Source organism: Nocardiopsis protaetiae (genome assembly GCF_045446735.1).
Taxonomy (GTDB): domain Bacteria; phylum Actinomycetota; class Actinomycetes; order Streptosporangiales; family Streptosporangiaceae; genus Nocardiopsis; species Nocardiopsis protaetiae.
On sequence record NZ_JBJJBV010000088.1, the window covers coordinates 1 to 22,599 of the forward strand.

11 protein-coding genes and 1 pseudogene are annotated in these 22,599 nt (G+C 74.2%); 9 read left to right on the forward strand and 3 right to left on the reverse strand.

The genetic code is table 11. The annotated features are described in order from the left end of the window. From ACJOT3_RS15315 to ACJOT3_RS15350, 8 genes are all read left to right on the forward strand, one after another. On the forward strand, window positions 1–1,512 hold a 1,512-nt coding region (locus ACJOT3_RS15315; RefSeq protein WP_406973220.1), incomplete at its 5' end, for a hypothetical protein. Between the two features lie 111 nt (window positions 1,513–1,623). Then, the gene (locus tag ACJOT3_RS15320) at window positions 1,624–3,753 is read left to right on the forward strand and encodes a WD40 repeat domain-containing serine/threonine protein kinase (protein WP_406973222.1); all 2,130 of its coding nucleotides are present in this window, start codon (window positions 1,624–1,626) and stop codon (window positions 3,751–3,753) included. Between the two features lie 13 nt (window positions 3,754–3,766). Beyond that, window positions 3,767–5,839 carry a protein kinase domain-containing protein gene (locus ACJOT3_RS15325; RefSeq protein ID WP_406973224.1) on the forward strand — a complete coding sequence of 691 codons (2,073 nt, stop codon included), beginning with the start codon at window positions 3,767–3,769 and terminating at the stop codon, window positions 5,837–5,839. Between the two features lie 121 nt (window positions 5,840–5,960). After that, window positions 5,961–8,039 carry an acyl-ACP thioesterase gene (locus ACJOT3_RS15330; protein WP_406973226.1) on the forward strand — a complete coding sequence of 693 codons (2,079 nt, stop codon included), beginning with the start codon at window positions 5,961–5,963 and terminating at the stop codon, window positions 8,037–8,039. Window positions 8,040–8,383: 344 nt separating this feature from the next. After that, on the forward strand, window positions 8,384–8,872 hold the full coding sequence (locus ACJOT3_RS15335) for a hypothetical protein (protein ID WP_406973228.1): 489 nt from the start codon (window positions 8,384–8,386) through the stop codon (window positions 8,870–8,872). Window positions 8,873–9,183: 311 nt separating this feature from the next. Then, the gene (locus tag ACJOT3_RS15340; RefSeq protein ID WP_406973230.1) at window positions 9,184–11,241 is read left to right on the forward strand and encodes a protein kinase domain-containing protein; all 2,058 of its coding nucleotides are present in this window, start codon (window positions 9,184–9,186) and stop codon (window positions 11,239–11,241) included. 16 nt (window positions 11,242–11,257) lie between these two features. After that, a complete protein-coding gene (locus tag ACJOT3_RS15345; RefSeq protein ID WP_406973232.1) occupies window positions 11,258–13,534 on the forward strand; it encodes a WD40 repeat domain-containing serine/threonine protein kinase in 2,277 nt (758 codons plus the stop codon). A gap of 1 nt (window position 13,535) precedes the next feature. Beyond that, a complete protein-coding gene (locus ACJOT3_RS15350) occupies window positions 13,536–15,605 on the forward strand; it encodes a WD40 repeat domain-containing protein (protein ID WP_406973234.1) in 2,070 nt (689 codons plus the stop codon). Between the two features lie 77 nt (window positions 15,606–15,682). Here ACJOT3_RS15350 and eccD read toward each other — a convergent pair whose 3' ends face one another. Continuing rightward, window positions 15,683–17,017, reverse strand: coding sequence for a type VII secretion integral membrane protein EccD (gene eccD, locus ACJOT3_RS15355; RefSeq protein ID WP_406973236.1), 1,335 nt, complete (start codon window positions 17,015–17,017; stop codon window positions 15,683–15,685). A 310-nt stretch (window positions 17,018–17,327) separates the two neighbouring features. On the opposite strand from eccD, the gene eccCa reads away from it, so the two are divergent. Next, a complete protein-coding gene (gene eccCa / locus ACJOT3_RS15360; protein ID WP_406973240.1) occupies window positions 17,328–21,269 on the forward strand; it encodes a type VII secretion protein EccCa in 3,942 nt (1,313 codons plus the stop codon). Between the two features lie 208 nt (window positions 21,270–21,477). Here the strand turns inward: eccCa and ACJOT3_RS15365 are convergent, their stop codons facing one another. Together ACJOT3_RS15365 and ACJOT3_RS15370 are read right to left on the reverse strand one after the other, a co-directional pair. Further along, entirely contained in the window at window positions 21,478–21,969 is a 492-nt protein-coding gene (locus ACJOT3_RS15365) for a hypothetical protein (RefSeq protein WP_406973238.1), read from the reverse strand. A gap of 498 nt (window positions 21,970–22,467) precedes the next feature. Continuing rightward, a pseudogene (locus ACJOT3_RS15370) lies at window positions 22,468–22,599 on the reverse strand (IS5/IS1182 family transposase); the annotation flags it as partial.

The following is a 22,599-nucleotide window of genomic DNA, read 5'->3' on the forward strand; positions in this document are numbered from 1 at the left end:
GGGCGCACCGTCCTGCCCGCCGGGGACCTGTTCTCGCTCGGCGCGGTCCTGCTGTTCGCCGCGACCGGCCGCACCCCCTTCGACGCGGGCCCGCCCGACCGCCCCGACGACCCGGCCGCGGTGGTCCGCCGGGTGCTGCGCGAGCCCCCGGACCTGTCGGGCCTGCCCGACGCGCTGCGCGACCTGGTCGACGCCTGTCTGGACAAGCTCCCCGAGAACCGGCCGACGGCGGAGCGCCTGCTCGACGCGCTGGGCGGACCGCTGCCCGAGGACCCCCCGGAACCGGATTGGCTGCCGCCCCGGGCCCGCGCGGTGGTCGCCCGGGCCGAGGAGTCCTACCGTTCCGTGGCGGCGCCCGTCCTGGGGCCGCTGCCCCGGCCGGGGTTCGACCCCTTCCCCGTGGCCGCCGCCCCCGGGCCCCGGCGGCGCGGGCGCACGCTGCTGCGGCTGTGCGCCGTGCTCTCGGTCCTGCTGCTGCTCGGGGTGGTCGGCGTGTACACGCTGACCGGTTCGCAGGGCGGGTCCGAATTCGCCGCGGCGTCCTGCCCGCAGTACAACGGCCCCGTCGAGGACCTGCCCCCGCCCGAGGACCCGCAGGTGGACTTCTCCTCCGACACCCTGGTGGAGCTGTCGTTCTCCCCGGACGGGGAGACCCTGGCCGTGGCGACCAACGCCGGGGTCACCCTGTGGAACTGGCGGTCCTCGCTGCCCGTGGCGCACCTGCCCAACGACCGCGCGCTGCTGCCGCCTGCCCCGGCGGCGTTCAGCCCGGACGGCTGCCTGGTCTCGCAGGCCTCCCGGCAGGGTGCCCTGGTCACCGACCTGGCCACCGGGCGGACCCGGGCGGTGGCCGCGGAGATGCCGGTGCTGGCGACGGCGTTCAGCCCCGACGGCGGGGAGCTGGCGCTGGCCACGGACAGCGACCCCGAGCGCCGCTACCTGCACCTGTACGACACCGTGTCCTGGGAGGAGACCGGTTCGCTGTCCGGGTCGGGCGCCCTGGCCGACGTGCGGTACACGCGCGACGGGCAGACGGTGGCGGCCGGGGAGGCCGGCGGCGGGGTCGTCGCCTGGCGCACCTCCGGGCGGCACCGGATCGGCGTGATACGGGACCGCAGCGGGGCGGGGGCGGGCGCCTTCGACGTGGTCTCGGGGGACGAGGGGATGCTGGTGCCCCGGGGCGACCGGGTGCTCCTGATGGACCCGAGCACGGACCGGGAGGTGCGCGAGTTCGTCCCGGCCCAGGGCAACGGCGTCCCCGTCGACGTGGTGTACAGCCCCTCCACCGACCTGGTCCTGGCCGCCCTGCTGGGCCCGGGGACCGCCGACGCGGGGCTGGCGGTGTGGGACTTCGAGAGCGGAGCCCCGGAGGAGACCCGGTGGTCGCCGCCCGCGCTGTACCCGATCGCGATCTCGCCGGACGGGTCGCGGCTGGCGGGGGTGCGCCAGGAGACGGGCGAGATCGCCGTGTACGACATGGAACTGACGCTCATGGGCCTGTTGACCGAATGATCACGCCGGGTCCGGGTCCGGTCACGTCACACACGGTTCATCACGGGGCCGCTACATTGGCGGGGGACCCTCCCCGCCCCGTACCCCGCCCCCGTGAGGAACGTGTCCGCCGTGCGACCACTGTCCCCCGACGATCCGCAGCGCATCGGGCCCCACCGCCTGCTCGCCCGGCTGGGCGCGGGCGGGATGGGCAAGGTCTACCTGGCCCGGACCCCGGCCGGACACCTGTCGGCGCTCAAGGTGGTCCGCGAGGACCTGGCCCACGACCTGCTGTTCCGGGCGCGGTTCGCCCGCGAGGTCCGCACCGCTGGGCGGGTGCGCGGGCCGTTCACCCCCGCGGTGGTGGACGCCGACACCGAGGCGGACGTGCCGTGGATGGCCACCGAGTACGTTCCGGGGCCGACCCTCAAGCAGGCGGTGCTGTCGGGGGACCCGTTCCCGCCGGAGTCGCTGCTGGTCCTCACCCTGGGCCTGGCCCGGGCGCTGGGGACCATCCACGAGGCCGGGCTGATGCACCGCGACCTCAAGCCGAGCAACGTGCTGCTGTCGCCGCGCGGGCCGCAGGTGATCGACTTCGGCATCGCCCGCGCGGTGGAGGGCACGGTGCTGACCCGCACCGGGCAGACCTTCGGCACCCCCGCCTACACCTCGCCCGAGCAGATCGTGGGCGAGGGGGTGTCCCCCAAGAGCGACGTGTTCTCGCTGGCCGGGACGGTGCTGTTCGCCGCGAGCGGTGAACCGCCCTTCGGCGGCGGCGCGGTCGGCGGGGTGCTGCGCCGGGTGATGACCGGGGTACCGAACCTGCTGGCGGCACCCGAGGGGCCGCTGCGCGACATGCTCGCCCGCTGCCTGGCCAAGGACCCGGACGCGCGCCCGGAGACCGCCGAGATCCTCTCCGCCCTGACGGCGCTGCCGCTGCCCGCCGCCGAGCACGGCTGGCTGCCCTCGCCGGTGACCGAGCAGATCGACCTCCAGATGAACCGGACCCGGTCGGTGGAGGAGGCCGAGCGCACCACCGAGGAGATGGAGCCGCCCTCGCCGACCGTGCCGGGACCGGAGGCGGTCGTGCGGACCGCCGGGACGGGGAGCCCCGCCGGGCCCGACGACCGGTCCCGGACCCGGCGCCGGATCACCGCCGTGTCCGCCGCGGTCGCGGCCGTGGTCCTGCTGGGCGGTACCGCGCTGGCCCTGACCCTGCCCGAACGCGGGTCGCCGGCCGCCGGACCGGGGTCGGACCCCTCGGCGGCGGCCGCCGCCGACCCGTCGCCGAGCCCGTCCGACGCACCCCCCGAGAACGGGGTGTCCCCCCTGTCGGGCTGGATCTACGAGGTGATGTTCTCCGGGGACGGGGACACCCTGTACGTCTTCGGGATGTCGGGGGTCTCCGTCTGGGACTGGCGCGAGCAGGAGCTGCTGCGGTCCCTGACCTCGCCCGCGCCCGAGGCGGCCGACCTGCGCCCCGACGGGCTGACCGCCGTCGGCTACGGCCTCACCGGTCGATACGTCGCGCTGTGGGACGCCGGGACAGGGGAGGAGGTCACCCGGTTCGGCTACGACAACCAGGACCGGGGCTTCTACGACATGCCCGCGTTCACCGCCGACGGGTCCCGGGTGGCCGTGCTGGCCGCCGAGGGCGGGAACCCCGACAACGACCGGCTCATCCAGATCTGGGACGCCGGGACCGGGGAGCCCGGCGACCTGGAGATCCCGGTGGACGGGGCGCTCAGCCAGCTGGAGTTCGCCGTGGACGACGCCTACCTGGTGGGCATCGTCACGGACTGGGCCGACGACCCCGCCGACGTGACCGTCTGGGACGCCGAAACCGGCGAGGTCGTGCACACCCTGGCCGGGGAGGCCGGGGTGATCGGCTACATGGCCCTGTCCCCCGACGGCCGGACCATGGCCGTCCACAACCGGGAGCGGGAGGTGCGGGTCGTCGACATCGCCACCGGCGAGGTGCTGCGCACCATGGACCCCCCGTCCGAGGAGCACGAACGGGTCACCGGGCTCGGCTACTCCCCCGACGGCGGCCTGCTGTACGGCGCCGCCTACGGGTGGGCCGACGACCGGGGCAGCGTGTGGGACCCCGCCACCGGGGAACTGGTGCGCGACGCCGACGTGGCGGTGTACGGACCGCTGGCGGCCCACCCCGACGGGGAGCACCTGGCGGTCTCCGCCGACGGCGGGGGCCGGATCCTGATCCTCGACGGCGACTACGCCATCGTCGCCGAGCTCACCTAGGAGACCCCCTGTCATGCGACCACTGACCCTGGGCGACCCGCGCACCGTCGGCCCCTACCGGATCCGGGCGCTGCTCGGCGCGGGCGGCATGGGCCGCGTCTACCTGGGCACCGGCCCGGACGACACCGTGGCCGCCGTCAAGGTGGTGCGCGCCGAGTACGCCTACGACCCCGACTTCCGCGGCCGGTTCGCCCGCGAACTGGACCTGGCCCGCCGGGTGCACGGCCCCTACACCCCGCGGGTGCTGGACGCCGACCCGGCCGGGCAGGTGCCGTGGATGGCCACCGAGTACGTCATGGGCCCCTCCCTGCACGACCTGGTGCAGCTCACCGGCCCGCTCACCGAGGAGGCGGTCCGGTTCCTGGGCCGGGGCGTCGCCGAGGCGCTGGGCCGGGTGCACGCGGGCCGGATGGTGCACCGCGACCTCAAACCCGGCAACGTGATGGTCTCCTCGTCCGGCCCGCAGGTGATCGACTTCGGCATCGCGGGCGCGCTGGGGGACGCCCACGGCGAGGACGGCCGGATCATCGGCACCCCCGGGTACATGGCCCCGGAGAACGTGCGCAGCGAACCGGGCGGGGCGGTGTCCGACGTGTTCGCGCTGGGCGGGGTGCTGATCTACGCGCTCACCGGCAGCGGCCCGTTCGGCGAGGGCCACCCGTCGGCGGTGCTGTACCGCATCACCCACCGCGACCCGGTGCTGACCGGGGTGCCCGACTCCCTGCGCCCGCTGGTCGCCGCCTGCCTGGAGAAGGACCCGGCGCGGCGGCCGACCACCGGCGAGGTGCTGGAGGTGCTGGGCGGCCCGGTCCCGCCCGCGGAGTCGGCCGAGGCGTGGCTGCCGCCGGCCGCCGCGGAGCTGCTGGCCGCCACGGCCCGCGAGTACCGGGAGGCCGTGGGGACGTCGGTGTACGCACACCCCCTGGACAAGCACGCGCTGGAGCGGTCCCGGCGGCGGCGCCGCAGGCTGCTGGCCGCGGGCGCGGCCGCCACCGCGCTGGCGCTGGTCGGCGGGGTGGGGACCTGGGCGGCGGTGGCGTCCTCCGGCGGGGAGGGCGCGGAGCCCGAGGAGGGCCCCGGCGCCCGCGAGCGGTGCGACCTGGCCGAGCACATCGCCCCCGAGTACGCCGACGCCGCCCGGGAGCGGCCGCTGGCACCCGGCTCGCAGCTGCTCACCCCGACGTTCTCCCCCGAGGGCGACGTCCTGGTGGCGGGCGGCGACAGCGGCATCGCCCTGTGGGACTGGCGCGAGGGGACCGAACTGGGCCTCATCGGCATCGAGACGGGCGGCTTCGGGGTGCTCCCCGTGGTGTCCCCCGACGGCTGCCGCATCGCCTACGCCGACGACGACGGCGCCCACGTGATCACGGTCGAGACCGGGGAGCACCGCGTTCTCCAGGAGGGCACCGAGGTCGAGACGGTGGCGTTCGCCGCCGACGGGCGGTCGCTGCTGTACTCGGACTGGCGCTCGGACGCCGCCGTGATCGAGGTGGACTTCGAGACCGACGAGGTCCTCGGTGTGTACAGGGGGGCGGACCGGGGGACGGGCTCGGCCCACGAGATCCGGACCACCCCCGACGGCGGGCACGTCGTCGGCGCGGACTTCAACGGGATGATGAGCGTGTGGGAGGCCGACTCGCGGGAGGAGGTCCTGACCCTGGACGGGGTGAACTCCACGCTGGGCGACAACATCGCGTTCTCCGGCTCGGAGATGTTCCACGTCACCAAGGACGGGCGGATCGTCCGGACCTCCCTGCCCGACGGGGAGCGGCTCGGGGAGTTCACCGCGCGGGTCCCCGAGGACAGCGTCGTCAGCGAGCTCGCCGTGAACCCGGCGGCCGACCGCGTGTACGCCAACTACAAGGGGACGGGCTTCGTCATCACCGAGGACGACCTGCCGCTGTACGGGACCAAGGTGTGGGAGCTGTCCACCGGGCGGGAGATCACCGAGGAGGAGGACGAGGGGTTCATCGGGTCGTTCGCCGTGCACCCCGACGGCGAGGTGCTCGCCGCCGTCCCCATCGACAACGCGCCGGTCTGGGTGATCGACCCGGCGCGGATGCGGCTGCTCGACCGCATCGGCTGACCGACCAGGTCGGTCGACTATGTCGTCTGACCATGTCGGTCGACCGGACCGTCGGCCGCCCCGCCGACCGCCCTGCCCCGCACCCCGAAAGCCCGCAGCCCCCGGAAGCCCCTGAAGGACCATGCAGCCCCTGCACCCGCACGACCCGCCCTCCGTCGGCCCCTACCGGCTCCACTCCCGGCTGGGAGAGGACGCCTACGCACGCGTCTACCTGGGTTCCGTCCCCGGCGGGCCGCCCGCGGCCGTGCACGTGGTGCGCTCCGAGCACGCCACCGACACCCGGTTCCGCGCCGTGTTCGGCGAGCTGGTGGAGGCCGGGTACCGGCTGGAGAGCGACCGGGTGTGCGCGGTGCTGGCCGCCGACCTGCGCGGCGCCGTGCCGTGGGTGGCGGTGGAACACGCCTACGGGATGGGGCTCACCGACCTGGTGGCCGGGGTCGGCCCGCTGTCCGTGGACGCCCTGCACGCGCTGGCCCTGCACCTGGCGCTGGCCCTGGACGACGTGCACGCGGCAGGGCGGGCGCACGGGTCGCTGTGGCCGGACGGGGTGCTGGTCACCACCGAGCGGGCGCTGCTGGCCGACCCCGGCCTGGAGTGGGCGGTCGCCGGGGTGGACCGGCGGGCACCGCACCCGTCGTTCGCCGCCCCCGAGGGCGGCACCGGTCCGGGCACCGACGTGTTCGCGTGGGCGGCCACGGTGTCGTACGCGGCGAGCGGGCTGGAGGGCCCCGAGGGGCTGCCCCGAGTGCCGCTGCAACTGCGCGGCCTGGTGGACGCGTGCCTGCGCAACAGTCCGGTGCTGCGGCCCAGCGCCGCCGACCTGGTGCGGATGCTCGGCGGGCCGCGCGCGGCCGACCCCTGGCCGCCGGAGGTGCTGGCGGCGGTCCGTGCCCGGGCCGGGGAGCAGCGGGAGGTGATCGCGGCCGCGGGGGAGGCCCCGGCGGCCACGGACCCGCGACCGGGGTCGGGGTCCGGGTCGGGGCTGCGCGGGTTCCTGGGCGGGGGGCCGGGCCGGCGGCGGGCCGTCGCGCTGACGGCCGGGGCGGTGGCGCTGGCCGCCGTCTCCGGGCTGCTCTGGGTGTGGGCCTGGCCGGACGCGGGCCGGGAGGAGGAGCCCGGGACGCCGGTGATGTCCGAGGGCGCCCCGTGCTCGGACGGAGTCGCCTACCCCGCCCCCGAGGACACGCTGGACGGGGAGGAGGCGGGGGCCCGGTCGGTGGCCTTCGACCCGAGCGGGGAGCTGCTGGCGGTGCTCACCACCAGGGGGCTGAGCGTCTGGGACTGGGCGGCCCGGGAGGAGGTCGCCCGGCTGCCCGAGGTCGACGGCCCCCTGGACGTGGTGTTCTCGCCCACGGGCTGCCTGGTGGCGGCCGGGGTCCAGCGCGGGTTCGAGGGCATGGACGCGCCGGTGACCATGGCGACCACGTTCGACCTGCCCTCGGGGACGACCGTCGAACACCTGGGGCCGCAGCGGGGGCCCAGCGGCCCCGACGGGGTGTGGGTGGACGACCCGGAGGGGGTCCGCCACCTCGGGTTCAGCCCCGACGGCTCACTGATGACGATCACCCTCGACGGCCGCATCGACAGGGCCAAGGTGGGGCTGGTGGACACCGCCACCGGGGAACCCGTGAGGCAGGCGGTCGACCAGCCGGCCAACCGGGCGCTCATGCCCGACCCGGAGCGGATCGCCACGGCGAGCACCGGGGTGATCACGGTGTGGGACGTGCGGGACGGCGGGGAGCTGCACACCGTGCGGGACATGACCCAGCCGCACTTCCTCGTGGTCCCCGGCACCGACGAGGTGGTCTTCATCGCCGGGGAACGGGTGGTGTGGTGGGACTACGTGCTGCGCCGCGAGGTGCGGTCGTTCACGATGGACGGGTTCGTGAACACCGACATGCCCGTCTACCTGGCGCACCTGGGGCTCTCCCCCGACGGGGGGCGGCTGTACGCGGACTGGTACACGTTCGAGGCCACGGAGGACGGCGGGGACGGGACCGCCCTGGACACCGCGTACGTGTGGGACATCGAGAGCGGCGAGGACCTGCTGGCCGGGGCCGAGGGCGGGGACGGGGAGCCGCTGCGGTTCCGGCAGGCGGCGGAGCACCCGGACGGGGAGGGGCTGGTGGTCATCACCCCGCAGGAGCGCGTGGTCCTGGTGGACCCGGACACCCTCGAACCCGGTGAGCCGCTCTTCTGAGCCTCCACCCGCCGGGGCGCCGGACGGCCCGCGAACGCCGGACCCGAGCTGAGATCGGTCGAGTTCGACTAGGCGTAGTCAATCTTGACTAGAGTTGATCAAACTTGACTAGAGCTAGTCAGACTTGATCAGCCGACCGAGGCGAGCAGCTCCTCGGCCGCCTTCAGGGCGGCCTCGCGCAGCTTCGCCTGGTCACCGCCGACCGGCGCAGACGGATGGCCCCCGGCCCGGGCAGGCGGGTGACCGGGTGGCCGGAACGCGCCAGCGGGCGCGGATTCCGCCCCGCGCGCGGGTGGGCGTTATAGCGTGAAAGTCCGCTTTCACTCTCGGGGGGACGAACCAACATGTCGGAATCCGCAGCGGCGCGCCGCGCCGCACGCCACCCGGCCGTGGCCGCTCTGTCCGGGCTGATCGATCGCACCGGCGGGTCCGCGCGGGCCGAGACCGTGTTCGGGGCACCGATCTCCAACGGCGCGACGACGGTCGTCCCCGTGGCCCGGGTGGCGGCGCTGACGCTGATGGGCGGCGGGTCGGGGCGCTTCTTGGCCACCGGCGGCGACGGGGCGGGCGGGGTCGGCGCGGTGCGGGCGCGCCCGGCCGGGTTCCTGGTGCTGGACGCCTCCGGCGCCCGCTACGAGGGGATCCGTCAGCCGGTGACGGCGCTGGTCCTGCCGCTGGCGGTGATCGGCGCGGTGGTGGCCACCCGCATCGTCGGGGTGTCCCTGCGCGAGGCGCGGCGCCGCCGCCGGATCGCGGCCCGGCGCGACGTCGCCGCGAGTGCCTTGGAGGCCGCCGCGCAGGAGAGCGAGGAGGAGACCCCGCACCAGGAGTGACCGCCCACGGAGGCGCTTCGACGCGGCACGGGGACGGCACAGCCCGGCGCGGGTATGACACGGCGCCCCAGATGCTCATGAGGTACGCCGCGGAAGCGCTTCGATCCGGTATCGGGGCGGCACGTAAGCGGTTCGACGCGGCGCGGCACGGCGACTCGGAGTGTGCGTGGAAGCACACCCTGGAGTCCACATGTGGACACCGGTCGCCGCGCGTGCCGAACCGGGCGGTAACTTATCCGTGCCCCGACCCTGCTCCGCCCCCTGAACCCTGTACGGCATTACCGGACCCGACGCCGTGAGGAACCCCTCCCGTGTACCCCCTCACCCCCGACGACCCCCGCACCGTCGGCCCCCACCGGGTGCTCGCCCGGCTGGGCGCGGGCGGCATGGGCAGGGTCTACCTGGCCCGCACCCCCGGCGGCGACCTGGCAGCCGTCAAGCTGGTCAAGGACGACCTGGCCCACGACCCCGAGTTCCGCGCCCGGTTCGCCCGCGAGGTGCGCGCCGCCCGCCGGGTTCGCGGGCCCTTCACCCCCGCGGTGGTGGACGCCGACACCGACGCGCAGGTGCCGTGGATGGCCGCCGAGTACGTGCCCGGCCCCACCCTCAAGCAGGCGGTGCTCGGACACGGCCCGCTGCCCGCCGAGTCCCTGCCGGTGCTGGTGTCCGGCCTGGCCCGGGCGCTGGGGACCATCCACGCGGCCGGGCTGATGCACCGCGACCTCAAACCCGGCAACGTGCTGCTGTCGCCGCGCGGGCCGCAGGTGATCGACTTCGGGCTGGCGCGGGCCGTGGAGGGAACGGTGCTGACCCGCACCGGGCAGACCTTCGGCACCCCCGCCTACACCTCGCCCGAGCAGATCACCGGGCGGGACGTGTCCCCGGCGAGCGACGTGTTCTCGCTGGCCGGAACGGTGCTGTTCGCCGCGGGCGGCGAACCCCCGTTCGGTCCCGCGCGGGGCGGGGCGGCCCTGCGCCGGATCCTTTCGGACGAGCCGAATCTCGGCGTGGTCCCCGAGGGACCGCTGCGCGACCTGCTGGCCCGCTGCCTGGCCAAGGACCCGGCCGAACGCCCGGACACCGCCGCGGTCCTGGCCGCGCTGGCCGACGTGCCGATGCCGGACACCGCGCAGGCCTGGCTGCCCGCCCCGGTGACCGAGGAGGTCCGTCTCCTCCAGGAGCAGGAGGGCTCCGAACCCGCCGAGCCCGCCGAACGCGGCCGGTGGCGGCGGCCCGCGCTGATCGCGGGGGCCGCGGCGGCCGCCCTGGTCCTGCTGGCCGGGGGCGGGTACGTGCTCACCGCCCTGCCCGGGAGCGCGGCGGACCCCGCCGACCCCGCCGCGGGCGCCGAGGGCGACGGGAGCGGCGCCGCCGGAGAACACGGGGAGGCGCCCGAGGGCGGCATCCCCAACAGCGCCTTCGCGTCGACCGAGGTCGACCCCGAGCTGTGGTCGGCCGACGAGATCACCTTCTCCCCCGACGGGGAACGGCTGTACGTCACCGGGACCGGGTCCTTCTCCGTGTGGGACTGGCGGGCCGGGGAGCCGGTCGGCCACCTGGACCCGACGCCGCTGGACAGCGACGTCGGCCCCGGGGGGCTGATCGCCGCCGCGCACCGGGACCGCCTGGAGATCCTCGACGACGACGGGGCCACCCTCGTCACCACGCTGACCTCCGACGACCCCGGGGTCACCGGGTACAACCTGCCCGCCGTGTCCCCCGACGGCACCGCGGCGGCCGCGCTCACCACCCGCGACGACGACTACGAGGACGGCAACGCCGTCACCGTCTGGGACGTCGGCACCGGCGAGGTCGTCCGCGACATCGGCCTGGCCGGGTCCCTGCGGCGGATGGAGTACACCGCCGACGGGAGGTTCCTGGTCGGTGAGGCGGTCACGCGCATGGGCGAGGCGGCTCTGGGCGTGGGGGTCTGGGACACCGCCACCGGGGAGTGGGTCCACTACTTCGAGGGCCCGGGAGGGCTGACGTTCGGCCTGGACCCGGCCGATCCCTCGGTCCTCGCGCTGCTGGACGACGGCCGGGTGCGCCTGATCGACCTGGAGACCGGCGGCGGGATCAGGGACATGGACGCTCCCGGCGCCGGTCACCGGCCGGTGGAGTCCCTGGTCTTCTCCCCCGACGGCACGCTGCTCTACGGCGCGGTGGGAGGTTCCGCCGCCTCCGGGGAACCGTACGGCGCCGTCTGGGACACCGCGACCGGGGAGGTGCTCCGCGACGGCGACGCCCTGCTGCCCGCGCCGGTGGGGGTCCACCCCGCGGGCGAGGTGGTGGCCGCCGTCGACACCGGCCGCGGCCTGCTGATGGTCCTCGACGGCGAGGACCTCACCGTCATCCGAGAAATGTCCTGAGGCGAAGGACCCGACCATGCGACCCCTCTCAGCGGACGACCCCCGCGAGATCGGCCCCTACCGACTGTCCGCGCTGCTCGGTGCGGGCGGCATGGGCCGTGTGTACCTGGGCACCGGCCCGGGTGGCGACGTCGCCGCGGTCAAGGCGGTGCGCGCCGAGTTCGCCTACGACCCCGGGTTCCGGGGCCGGTTCGCCCGCGAACTGGAGCTGTCCGGGCGGGTGCGCGGCGACTTCACCCCCCGGGTGCTGGCCGCCGACCCGGCCGGAACGCCGCCGTGGATGGCCACCGAGTACGTGGCCGGGCCCACCCTGCACGACCTGGTCCGGGAGACCGGGCCGCTGCCCGAGGAGGCGGTCCGGTTCCTGGCCCGGGGCACGGCCGCCGCCCTGGAGCGGGTGCACGGCCTGGGAACGGTGCACCGGGACCTCAAGCCGGGCAACGTGATGGTCTCCGCCTCCGGGCCCCAGGTGATCGACTTCGGGGTGGCCCGCGCCCTGGAGGAGGACGCGGACGAGGAGACCCTGGTGGCGGGCACCCCGGGGTACATGGCGCCCGAACAGGTCGACGGGGGCGGGGCGACGGCGGCGACGGACGTGTTCGCGCTGGGCGGGGTGCTGGTCTACGCGCTCACCGGGACCGGGCCGTTCGGGGACGGGCACCCGGCGGCGGTGGTGTTCCGCATCTCCCACCAGGAACCGGTGCTCGACGGGGTGCCCGAGGGACTGCGCGGCCTGGTGGCGGCCTGCCTGGCCAAGGACCCGGCCGACCGCCCCTCGGCGGCCCGGGTGCTGGAGGAGCTGGGCGGCCCGGTGGCCCCGGCCGCACGGGCCGGGGAGTGGCTGCCCGCCGCCGCGGCGGACCTGGTCGAGGGGGTGGCGGAACAGACCGCCGAGCTCACCCGGCCCGACGACACCGCGGTAGAGGCCCCCACCGGGACCGCTGGGGCGGCAGCAATGCACGGGGCTGACGACACGACGGTGGCGCACAGGACCGGTGAGGCTGCGGGTGCATACAGGGCCGCTGGGGCGGCAGCGGCACACGGGACCGGTGGAGCGCCGGCGGCGCACGGGGCCGGTGGGTGGCGCGTGTCCCGGGGGCGGAGGGCCCTGGCGGTCGGGGCGGGGGCGGCGGCCCTGGTGCTGGTCGCCGGGCTGGGCGCCTGGGCGTCGCTGGGGGCCGGAGGGGGCCTGGGCAGCGCACAGGAGGAGGGCGGAGACCCGGGATCGCAGGCCCAGGGTTCGGCAGGGTCGGGTTCGGGCGGGCCGGGCCCGGCTCCCGGCTGCTCCCTGCCCGGGGACCTGGCGCCCGAGTACGTCGAGGCGGCCCGCTCCGAGCCGCAGGTCCCCGGCGCCGACACCCACGACCTGGACGTCCACTCCTACCCCGTCCCCGTGTTCGTCCAGGGCGGGGACGTGCTCGCGCTCTCCCATCCCGAGGGGATCGCGCTGTGGGACACGGAGACCGGGGAGGAGCTGGCGTACGTCGGGGCGGACCTGCCCGACTTCGCCGCCCTGCCGGTGGTGAGTCCGGACGGCTGCCGGTTCGGCTACCCCTCCGAGTCCGGCGGGGTGCACGTGTTCGACCTGCGGACCGGCGAGCACACCGTCTACGCCGAGGAGGCCCGGCTGCCGGTGGGCCTGCTGGCGTTCTCGCCGGACGGGACGGACCTGGCGGTCGCCGAGGGGTCCGTCGGCGACGGGGCGCACGTGATCGACCTCGCCACCGGGGACATCACGACCGTGTTCGAGGGCGGCACCCAGGGGATCGCCTACGCCCCCGACGGCGGCCGCCTCGCCGTGACCGGGCCGGAGCGTTCGGTGGTCGTGGACACCGTGACCGGCGCCGAGGTGTTCAAGGGGCCGGAGGCCGCGGCGGCCTCGACCAGGGACTCGCTGGCCCTGCCCACCGACGATCTCTTCCTCTACCTCCACGAGGAGGGGATCGTCCTGGCGGACCCGGCCTCCGGGGAGGACCCCCTGGTGCTCGCCCCGCCGGACGACCAGGGGTTCGGCTTCGGCGAGATCGAAGCGGCGGGCACCGAGCTCGTGCACGCCCTCCTCGACGATTACGACGACGAGACCGGGCACTACTCCCCCGTACTGACCGCGTGGGAGCTTTCCACCGGCGAGCGGGTGCCCTTCGACGGCGACCCGTGGCACGTCCGCGACATCGCGGTGCACCCGGACGGCACGCTCGTCGCCGGGCTGTCCGTCGACGGCACCTCGGTGGTCGTGCTGGACGCAGCCACCCTCGAAGCCGTTGCCGAGTTCGGCCGCACCCCCGGGAGCTGACATGGACCCCCTGCACCCGCACGACCCGCCCGTCATCGGCGCCTTCCGGCTGCTCGGGCGGCTGGGCGAGGACGCCGACGTGCGCCGCTACCTCGCCGAGGGCGAGGACGGCGCGGCCGTGACCCTGGCGGTGGTGCGCCCGGGCCGGGCCGCCGAACCCGGTTTCCGGACCGCCTTCGCCCGCCGGATCGAGGCGGTGCGGACCGCCCGGAGCGCACACCTGGCCCCCCTCGCGGCGGCCGAGCCGCACGGCGCCGCCCCGTGGGCGGCCGCGTTCCGGTCCGGGGAAAGCCTGAGCGGAAAGGGCCCGACCGGCCTGCCCGACCGGAACGCCCTGCCCGCGCTGGCCCTGGGCCTGGCGCGTGGACTGGCGGACCTGCACGCGGCGGGGGCGGCGTACGGGCCGTTCACGGCACGGGACGTGTTGACGGGCCGGACCGGTGACGGGGAGGGGACCACCTGTGGGAACGACGGAGCAGGACCGGGCGGGAGCGGGCGCGAGAGGGGAAACGCGGGCGGGCATGGGGACGACGGTGCAGGCCGCAGTAGCAGCGGGAGCGGGCGCGAGAGGGGAAACGCGGGCGGACGTGGGGACGACGGCGTAGGCCGGAGCAGCAGCGGAAGCGGCAGCGGGAGGGAACGCGAGGGCGGCAACGGGGGCGGCGCAGGCCGCAACGGCAACGGCGTGATGCTCGCCGGGCCGGTGCCCGCCGCCGACGCCGACGCGGCCGCCGAGGACGTGCGCTCCTGGGCCGAGGTGCTCGTGTCCATCGCCGGTCCGGAGGGGGTGCCCCTGCTGCTCCACCCCCTGGTGGACCTATGTCTGAACCCGGATCCGCGGCTGCGGCCCAGCGCCGCCGACCTGGTGCGGATGCTCGACGGCCCGGCCTCCCCACCCGCCCCGGCGACCCCCACGGCCACCTCGGGCCACGGGCGCCCCGCCCGGCGTCCGCTGCTCCCCCTGCTGGCGGCGGGCCTGGCCCTGGCCGCGATCGCCTCCACCGGCGCGGTGCTGCTGCGCGACCGCGCCACGGAGGGGACCGGGAGCGCCGAAGAGGCCGCCCCGACCGCCACCGACACCCCGGACTGCTCGGACGCCACCGGGTTCGCACCGCCCGAGAACGTGTCCGGCGGGTTCGCCGCCCAGGACCTGGCCTTCTCCCCCGACGGAACCCTCCTCGCCACGAGCGCCGCCCGGCACGGGGCCACCCTGTGGGACTGGCGGGAGAAGACCCCGGTCGCCCACGTGAGCAGCCCGGACCGCTTCCCGCGAAGTCCCGTCTTCTCCCCGCTGGGGTGCACGGTCGTCGTTCTCGAATACCGGGATCCGGAGAACAACGGTCTCAGGGTCGTCGGCTACGACCTGCTCACCGGCACGGCGACCGACCACTTCGAGCAGGAACAGCCGATGAACGGGCCGTTCGGGCGGCGCCCCGCCGAGGCGAAGTCCGTCGCCGTCGGGCCCGACGGTCGGGTCCTCGTGGGAACGTACGGGCAGCAGGCGCTGCTCTTCGAGCCGGACGGCACCGAGCCCGCCCTGTTCCTGGAATCATCGATGACCCACGCAACCGCGTTCCTGGACGCGGACCGGGGGGCGGCGCTGGCCGGCGGCGCGATCACCGTGTGGGACGTGAACACGGGCGAGGCCCTGCACACCGTCCGCCCGACCTCGGGGTTCACGTTCGTCCCCGTGCCGGGGACCGACGACGTCGTCCACGTCGTGCACGACCGGCTGGTCCGGTGGAACACGGTCGAGCGCGTCGAGGTGGCGTCGTTCGCGCTGCCCGGATACGACGGATTCGAGAACCCCGGCGTCCACACCCTCTCCCTGGACGCCGAACGCGGCCGCGTGTTCGTCTCCTGGGGCGGGCAGGTCGACGGCGACAACGCGGGCCGCTCCAACGTCTGGGACATGGCCACGGGAGAGGACGTCCTCCCGGCGGACGCACAGCGCTACCACCGGATGGCCTTCCACCCGGACGGCGGTCCGGTGGCCGCCGCCACCGGGGACGACACCGTGGTCCTGCTCGACCCGGAGACCCTCGAAGAGGTCGACACCCTCTTCCCCTGACCCGCGGCCCGCCGTCCGCGGTCCCGCCCTCGGCCGTTCCGTCGGCCCACCGGTAAGCCGATCAGCCGATCAGCCCGTCAGCCGGTCATGCGGGCGACGAGGGCGAACAGCCCCATCCCCCAGGCGAAGACCCCCGACATCGCGATGACCACCAGGATCTCCGTCCAGTTCAGGAGCCGGCGCAGCGACGCGCGCGGCACGTCGGTCAGGCGCACCCAGCTCAGCGACGCCAGCACCACACCCGCCAGCAGCGCGGCCCCCGGCAACCAGGCGGCGAGGGACCCGTACCCGCCGACCACCGCGAACCCGGTCGCGCCGAACCCCACCACGCCCGCCAGCCGCAGCGGCAGCACGTGCCGGATCCGGTCGAACAGGCGCGAGCGCAGCACCAGCAGCGTCGACAGCAGACCGCACAGCAGCAGGTCCGGCGGCCCCTGGGCGAGCACCCCCAGCAGGACCACGACCGCGCCCCCCGCCACGGCCGCGCCCGTCACGATGCCCAGCAGCAGCCGGTCGCTGTTGGTGAAGGTGTCCTCGAACCTCTCCGTGGCGACCTGCCCCGAGCGGCCCACCTCGTAGTCGAGCCCGGACAGCCCGCCCATCACCATCGCCACCCGCGGCAGCAGGCCCACGCACAGCGCCAGGGCGATCCCCATCGACCGCGCCCCGTACACGGGGGACACGAAGATGCCCACCACGACCAGCACGGCGGCCGCCAGCGCCACCACGCCCAGTCCGGCGATGTAGGGCAGGCCCGTCTCGTGCAGCGCCCAGCCGACCGCCGCCACCAGCAGCGCCCCGACCAGCGCGAACGCCAGTGTCACCAGGGGTTCGGAGCGGGTGAGCAGCCCGGCGGCGGTCGCCGCCGTCGCTCCGCCCCACACGCAGGAGGCGGCGAACAGCACGTGCGCGACGGCGGGCAGCGGCCGCCGGGCGGCCGCCACCATCGCGCCGATCGCGAACAGGGTGCCCAGCACCGCCACCGCCAGGTGCCAGGACGACGGGTGCAGCCGCATCGCCAGGCCGAGCACCGCCAGCGGCCCGATCACCGCGGCCAGCAGGCCGAACGCGAACGTCGTGGTGGGGTTCCAGATCCGCGCCGTCCCGTCGATCCGGTCCTCGACCGCCCCGCGCACGTCGTCCACGTGCGCCGGGCGCCCGGGCGCGGTGCGCCGCTCCAGCAGCAGCACGTCGCCGTCGTGCACCCCCGCGCCCTTTAGGGGCTCGTCGGGGTGGACGGGCGCGCCGTCGACGGTGGTGAGCGTCCAGGCCGCGGGCTCCAGGGCCTCGGTGTCGGGGGCGCAGACCTCCACGATGCGCGGCATCAGCGCGGCCACGGGCACCGTCCCGGGCAGGGCCAGGTCCGCCCAGCGCTCCGGACCGGTGACGGTCACCCGGCAGTATCCACTCACACCTATCGTTCCTTCGTCGTCTCGGCTCGGACGCCTTTTGCGGCGTTATGGCCGGTCGGGGGCGGGACTGAAGTGAAATTAGGCGATTCGCGGCGTTCGCGAGATCATGCCTAGCGTAGTCACCCAGACACCAGCCCCCTGTAACCAGACACCAGTGCCTTCGTAGGTGGACGGAAGAGAGGTGCCCGTGGCGACGAGGACGGTCCCCCGGCCCGCCCGCAGTGTTCCCCCCGCCCCCGGGACATCTCCGCTGGTCATCGCGGCCCCGCCGCAGATGCCCGAGAACGCGCCGGCGTCGAGCTCCGGCGCGATGATCATCATGCCGATCATCACCGGCTCGGGTTCGCTGCTGATGTCCATCACCATGGGCCACCGGCCGCTGATGGCCGTCGCCGGGGTGATGATCATGCTGGCCAGCGTGGTCGTCGGCATCATCATGTTCGTCGCCCAGCACAACGGCCCCCGCAAGCGCATCCGCGAGCAGCGCGAACGCTACCTCGACTACCTGGACCAGCTGCGCGAGATCGTCCGGGACGTCGCCTCGACCCAGCGGGCCGACAACGCGTTCCGCCACCCCTCCCCCGACCTGCTCACCGAACCGGCGCGCTCGCGCACCCGGCGCTGGGAGCGGCGGGCCACCGACCCCGACTTCCTGGACGCGCGCCTGGGCTCGGGCACCCGGCCGCTGGCCCGGCGGCTCAGGCTGAAGGTCGACACCTCCTCGCCGCTCATCGTCTACGACCCCGTCTGCCAGGGCGCCGCCGACCAGCTCATCGAGCTGTACGCGGACGTGCCCGAGATGCCGCTGGTGCTGCCGCTGCGCGAGTACGGCGTGGTGTCGGTGGTCGGCGACCGGGCCGCCGGGCGGTCCCTGGTGCGGGCGCTCATCGCCCAGCTCACCGTGTTCCACTCCCCGCACGACCTGCGGGTGGGGGTGGTCCGCGACCAGCGGCTGCGCGACCGGTGGGAGTGGCTCAAGTGGCTGCCGCACAACACGTTCGAGGACGCCAAGGACGGGCCCATGCCCGCGCGCTTCGTCGCCGGGAACACCGTGCAGGCCGCCGAACTCCTCGCCGACGAGATCGAACGCCGCACCGTCGACCTCCAGCGGCGGCGCGGCCGCCCGCCGGGCCCGGGCACGCAGCGGCTCGTGGTGGTCCTGGACGGCGAGCACCAGTCCACCCTGTCCGGGCTGGCCGCCGAACCCCCGGTGGCCTCCCTGGCCGACCTGGGCATCCACATCATCGCCCTGGTCTCCGACAAGCGCGAGGAGCCCGAGGCCGTCGACCTGCGCCTGCGCATCGACGCCGACGGCGTCCTCACCCAGGACGGCGACGCGCGCACCAACGAGGACGGGGAACCCCTCCACCCGCCGCTGGAGGGCCGGGCGGACCGGGCCGACGTCGCCCACCTCACCACCCTGGCCCGGTTCCTGGCGCCCTACGGCATCGCCGCCGCCGACGGCGACGACGCCATGCACGCCACCGTCGGCCTGCCCGAGATCCTCGGCGTGCCCGACGTCGCCCACCTCGACACCCGCCGCACCTGGGTGCGCCGCAGTACCGGCGACTACCTGCGGGTGCCCATCGGGATCGGGCCCGGCGGCAACACGGTGCTGCTGGACCTGAAGGAGTCGGCGTTCGGCGGCATGGGCCCGCACGGGCTGGTGGTCGGCGCCACCGGTTCCGGCAAGTCCGAGATGCTGCGCACCATGGTGGCGTCGCTGGTCATCAACCACTCGCCGGAGAACCTGGCGCTGCTGCTGGTGGACTTCAAGGGCGGCGCGACCTTCGCCGACACCGACCGGCTGCCGCACAGCGCCGGGCTCATCACCAACCTCGCCGACGACGACTCGCTGGTGGCCCGGTTCCGCGAGGCCACGTTCGGCGAGCTGGTGCGCCGCCAGCAGATCCTCAAGGACGCCGGGAACCTGCCCAACCTGCACGCCTACGAGGCGGCCCGGGAGAACAATCCGGCGCTGGAGCCGCTGCCGCACCTGCTCATCATCATCGACGAGTTCTCCGAGCTGCTCACCGCCCACCCCGACTTCGCCGAGCTGTTCGTGGCGATCGGGCGCATCGGCCGGTCGATCGGCGTGCACCTGCTGCTGGCCACCCAGCGCCTGGAGTCCGGCAAGATCAAGGGCCTGGAGTCGCACCTGTCCTACCGGGTCGGCCTGCGCACGTTCTCCGAGGCGGAGAGCCGCGAGGCGATCGGGGTGGGCGACGCCTACCACCTGCCGCCCGAACCCGGTTCCGGGTACCTGAAGGTGGACACTTCGGTGTTCGAGAGGTTCAAGGCCGCGATGGTGTCGGGGCCCTACGAGCCGCCCGCGCAGGAGGAGAAGGACGAGCACGAGCCGGTGCTGCCGCTGCTGTCCTACAACGGCCTGGACAAGGTCACCGGCGCCGGGTCCCTGGTGGACTCGCTGATCGGTTCGCTCAAGGGGCGCCAGGAGGCGCCCAAGGAGGAGAAGCGGACGATCCTCCAGGTCATCGTGGACCGGCTGGTCGCCTCGGGGGCGTCGCCGGTGCGGCCGGTGTGGCTGCCGCCGCTGCCCGAGGTGCTCACCCTGGACACCGTGCTCGCCGCGCTGGGCGAGGGCGGTGCGGGGGGCTCGGAAGGCGCGGAGGGCCCCGGCGTTCCGGAGGGGCCGGGCACCGAGCCGCCCGCCGAGGAGATGCGCGCCGTGTTCGGGTTCACCGACATCCCGCGCGAACAGCGCACCGTGCCCGCCCAGCTGGACTTCACCGGCGGCGAGGGCAACGTGGTGATCCTGGGCGGGCCCCAGTCCGGCAAGTCGACGCTGCTGCGCACGCTGGTCGCCTCCCTCGCCTGGCGGTACCCGCCGGGCCGGGTCGTCGTGTACGCCATCGACTTCGGCGGCGGCGGGCTCCAGTCGCTGGACGGACTGCCGCACGTGGCGGGCGTGGCCGGGCGCTCCGACCCCGAGAAGGTGCAGCGGGTGCTGGTGGACGTGCGCGCCCAGCTCGACCGGCGCCAGCGGGCGTTCCGCAAGTACAAGCTGGACTCCCCGGCGGCGCTGCGCCGGGCGCGCGCCGAGGGGACGGTGCCCGAGAGCGTCGCGGGCGACGTGTTCCTGATGATCGACGGCTGGTCGTCGGTGCGGGACACCTTCGACGAGGCCGACGAGTTCCTCATGGACATCGCCACCCGGGGCCCGTCCCTGGGCGTGCACACGATCCTCACCGGGGCGGCCGCGTCCCAGGTGCGGTCCCGGCTCCAGGCGCTGTTCGGCGGCCGGTTCGAGCTGCGGCTCAGCGACCCCATGGATTCGGGCATCGGCCGCAAGATCGCCGACGAGGTCCCCAAGGACACCCCGGGCCGCGGCCTGACCTCCGAGGAGCACCACACCCACGTGGCGCTGCCCCGGGTGGACGGGTCGGCGACCGCCGCCGACCTGTCCGAGGGGCTGGCCGACCTGGTCGCCCGCGTCGGCGAGCGCTGGCCGCAGAGCGCGGTGCAGGGCGTCAAGACCCTGCCCGCCCGGGTGGAGCTGGACGACCTGCTCAAGGGCCGCCGCGCGCCCCGCGGCCGCCGCCTGGAACTGGTGCTGGGCCTGGCCGAGAGCACACTGGCCCCGGCCACCACCGACCTCACCCGCGACCCGCACCTGGTGGTGTTCGGCGACCCGCAGAGCGGCAAGAGCGCCCTGCTGCGCGGGCTGGTCAAGCAGATCATGCGGCGGCCGGCCGAGGAGGTCGGCATCGTCATGGTCGACTTCCGGCGCAGCCACCTGGAGCTGGTGCCGGAGGAGTACCTGCTGGCGTACTGCACCAGCGCCGAGCAGACCGCCGCGGTCGCCAAGAACCTGGCCGGGTCGCTCAAGGAGCGCCTCCCCGGGCCGGACGTCACCCCCAAGCAGCTGCGCGAACGCAGCTGGTGGAAGGGGCTGGACCTGTACGTCGTCGTGGACGACATGGACATGATCGGGTCGCGGACCAACCCGCTGGCGCCCCTGGCGCCGTTCATCCCCCAGGGCGCCGACCTGGGCCTGCACGTCATCGCGGCCCGCCGCACCGGCGGCGCGGCCCGCGCCATGTTCGAGCCGGTGCTCCAGGCGGTCAACGACATGGCCAGCCCGGGCGTGCTGTTCTCCGGCGACCGCATGGAGGGCCGCCTCTCCAACGGCACCGCCTCCCGGCAGCTGCCGCCGGGGCGCGCCCTGCTGGCCCGCCGCGGCCAGCGCCCGGACCTGCTCCAGGTCGGCTGGAGCGAACCCCCGGCCTGACGGCCCGGGCGCGGGAGGGCCCCGGCCCTCCCCCGCCCGCCGTTCACGATCCCCTCAAGAGCCGTCGGCCCGCCCGTTTCCGCAGTCCACGTACTCGGCGATGTCCTCCTCGTACTCCTCCATGGTCTCGAAGGACTCGCCGTCGATACCGGGATAGGCGGCGGCAAAGTCGTTGCCTGAAACCTCGGAAACTCACAGGAACCGAGGGTCACAGGCGCCCGTCCCCGCAGTCGACATAATCGGCGATACTATCGCGATACTCCTCCTGCGAATCAAACTCACCCGAGAATCTGTCCTTGTACGCTCGGGCGAAATCGAACGCATTTTCCTCTTTCCCACACCAGCCAACGACATTTGACTCTAAAATTTCAGCAAGGGCATCGTCGATCGAGTCGACATCAGACCGGATCTCTCCCCAAGGAGACCACTCAACCGGATCCTGCTCTACTCGGTATCCGCCCTGTTCCGACACCAGAATCCCATGCTCTACCAGAACTTCGTGTCCGTCACCGACAGAACCAAAAACCTCATCCGCGCCTTGCTCATGAACCATACGATCCAATACGGCAAGGCGAACCGTGCGAAGCACCCAGTCCGGCCCGTGCCAAGCTTCCACACCCCCATCCGCTCCGGTGCCCGAAGAATCGGAAACATCCGAACATCCAAGCAAAGGAATCAGGACAAAGAAAGCAAGAAGCAAGGAAAATGTCCTACTAGTCAGACTCCCCCAACGCACTGCGGAACCTCCCATCACCACTGCTCTTAAAGTATTCTTTGAATTGGGAAGCCCTGCCCCCGTAGATATCCATGTAATTTTCCACTTCGTCGTCCGCCCCACCAAGAGGACCTGCATAGCCCTCGACAGGATCCATACCGACTCCGTTTGTCATGCAAAAACCTCCTTGGCTTAAAAAGGAACTCACTCAAAGCAGGGAAGAGCAACCTGAAGACCACAGATCTCTCGCCCCGGCCACCTAACCGTTCATCACAGCAGGGAGGGCGAGCACAAAAATAGCCGCCTCCATCACGATCCGTGGCCGCCGCCCTCTGGCTTTCGTTGATGTGACCTGCATCGGCCACATCGGCACCAGGATCCCAAGGCGTTCTCGCAGGCAGAAGGCATTTATTCTGCAGAAGCCCGAGAAGACACATCATGGGGTCGTGGGGAATGCGACTGCCTTCCCAGAGTGAGCCTTTTTCATCCTGCTTCTCGGAGCTGAAGGACCAGCACCGCGCGGGTGATCTGGCCGGCGCGTTGCGGGCAGCAGCGCAGGCGGCGCAGGATGTCCCACTGCTTGAGCCGGGCGATCGCGCGCTCGCCCGGCGAGCG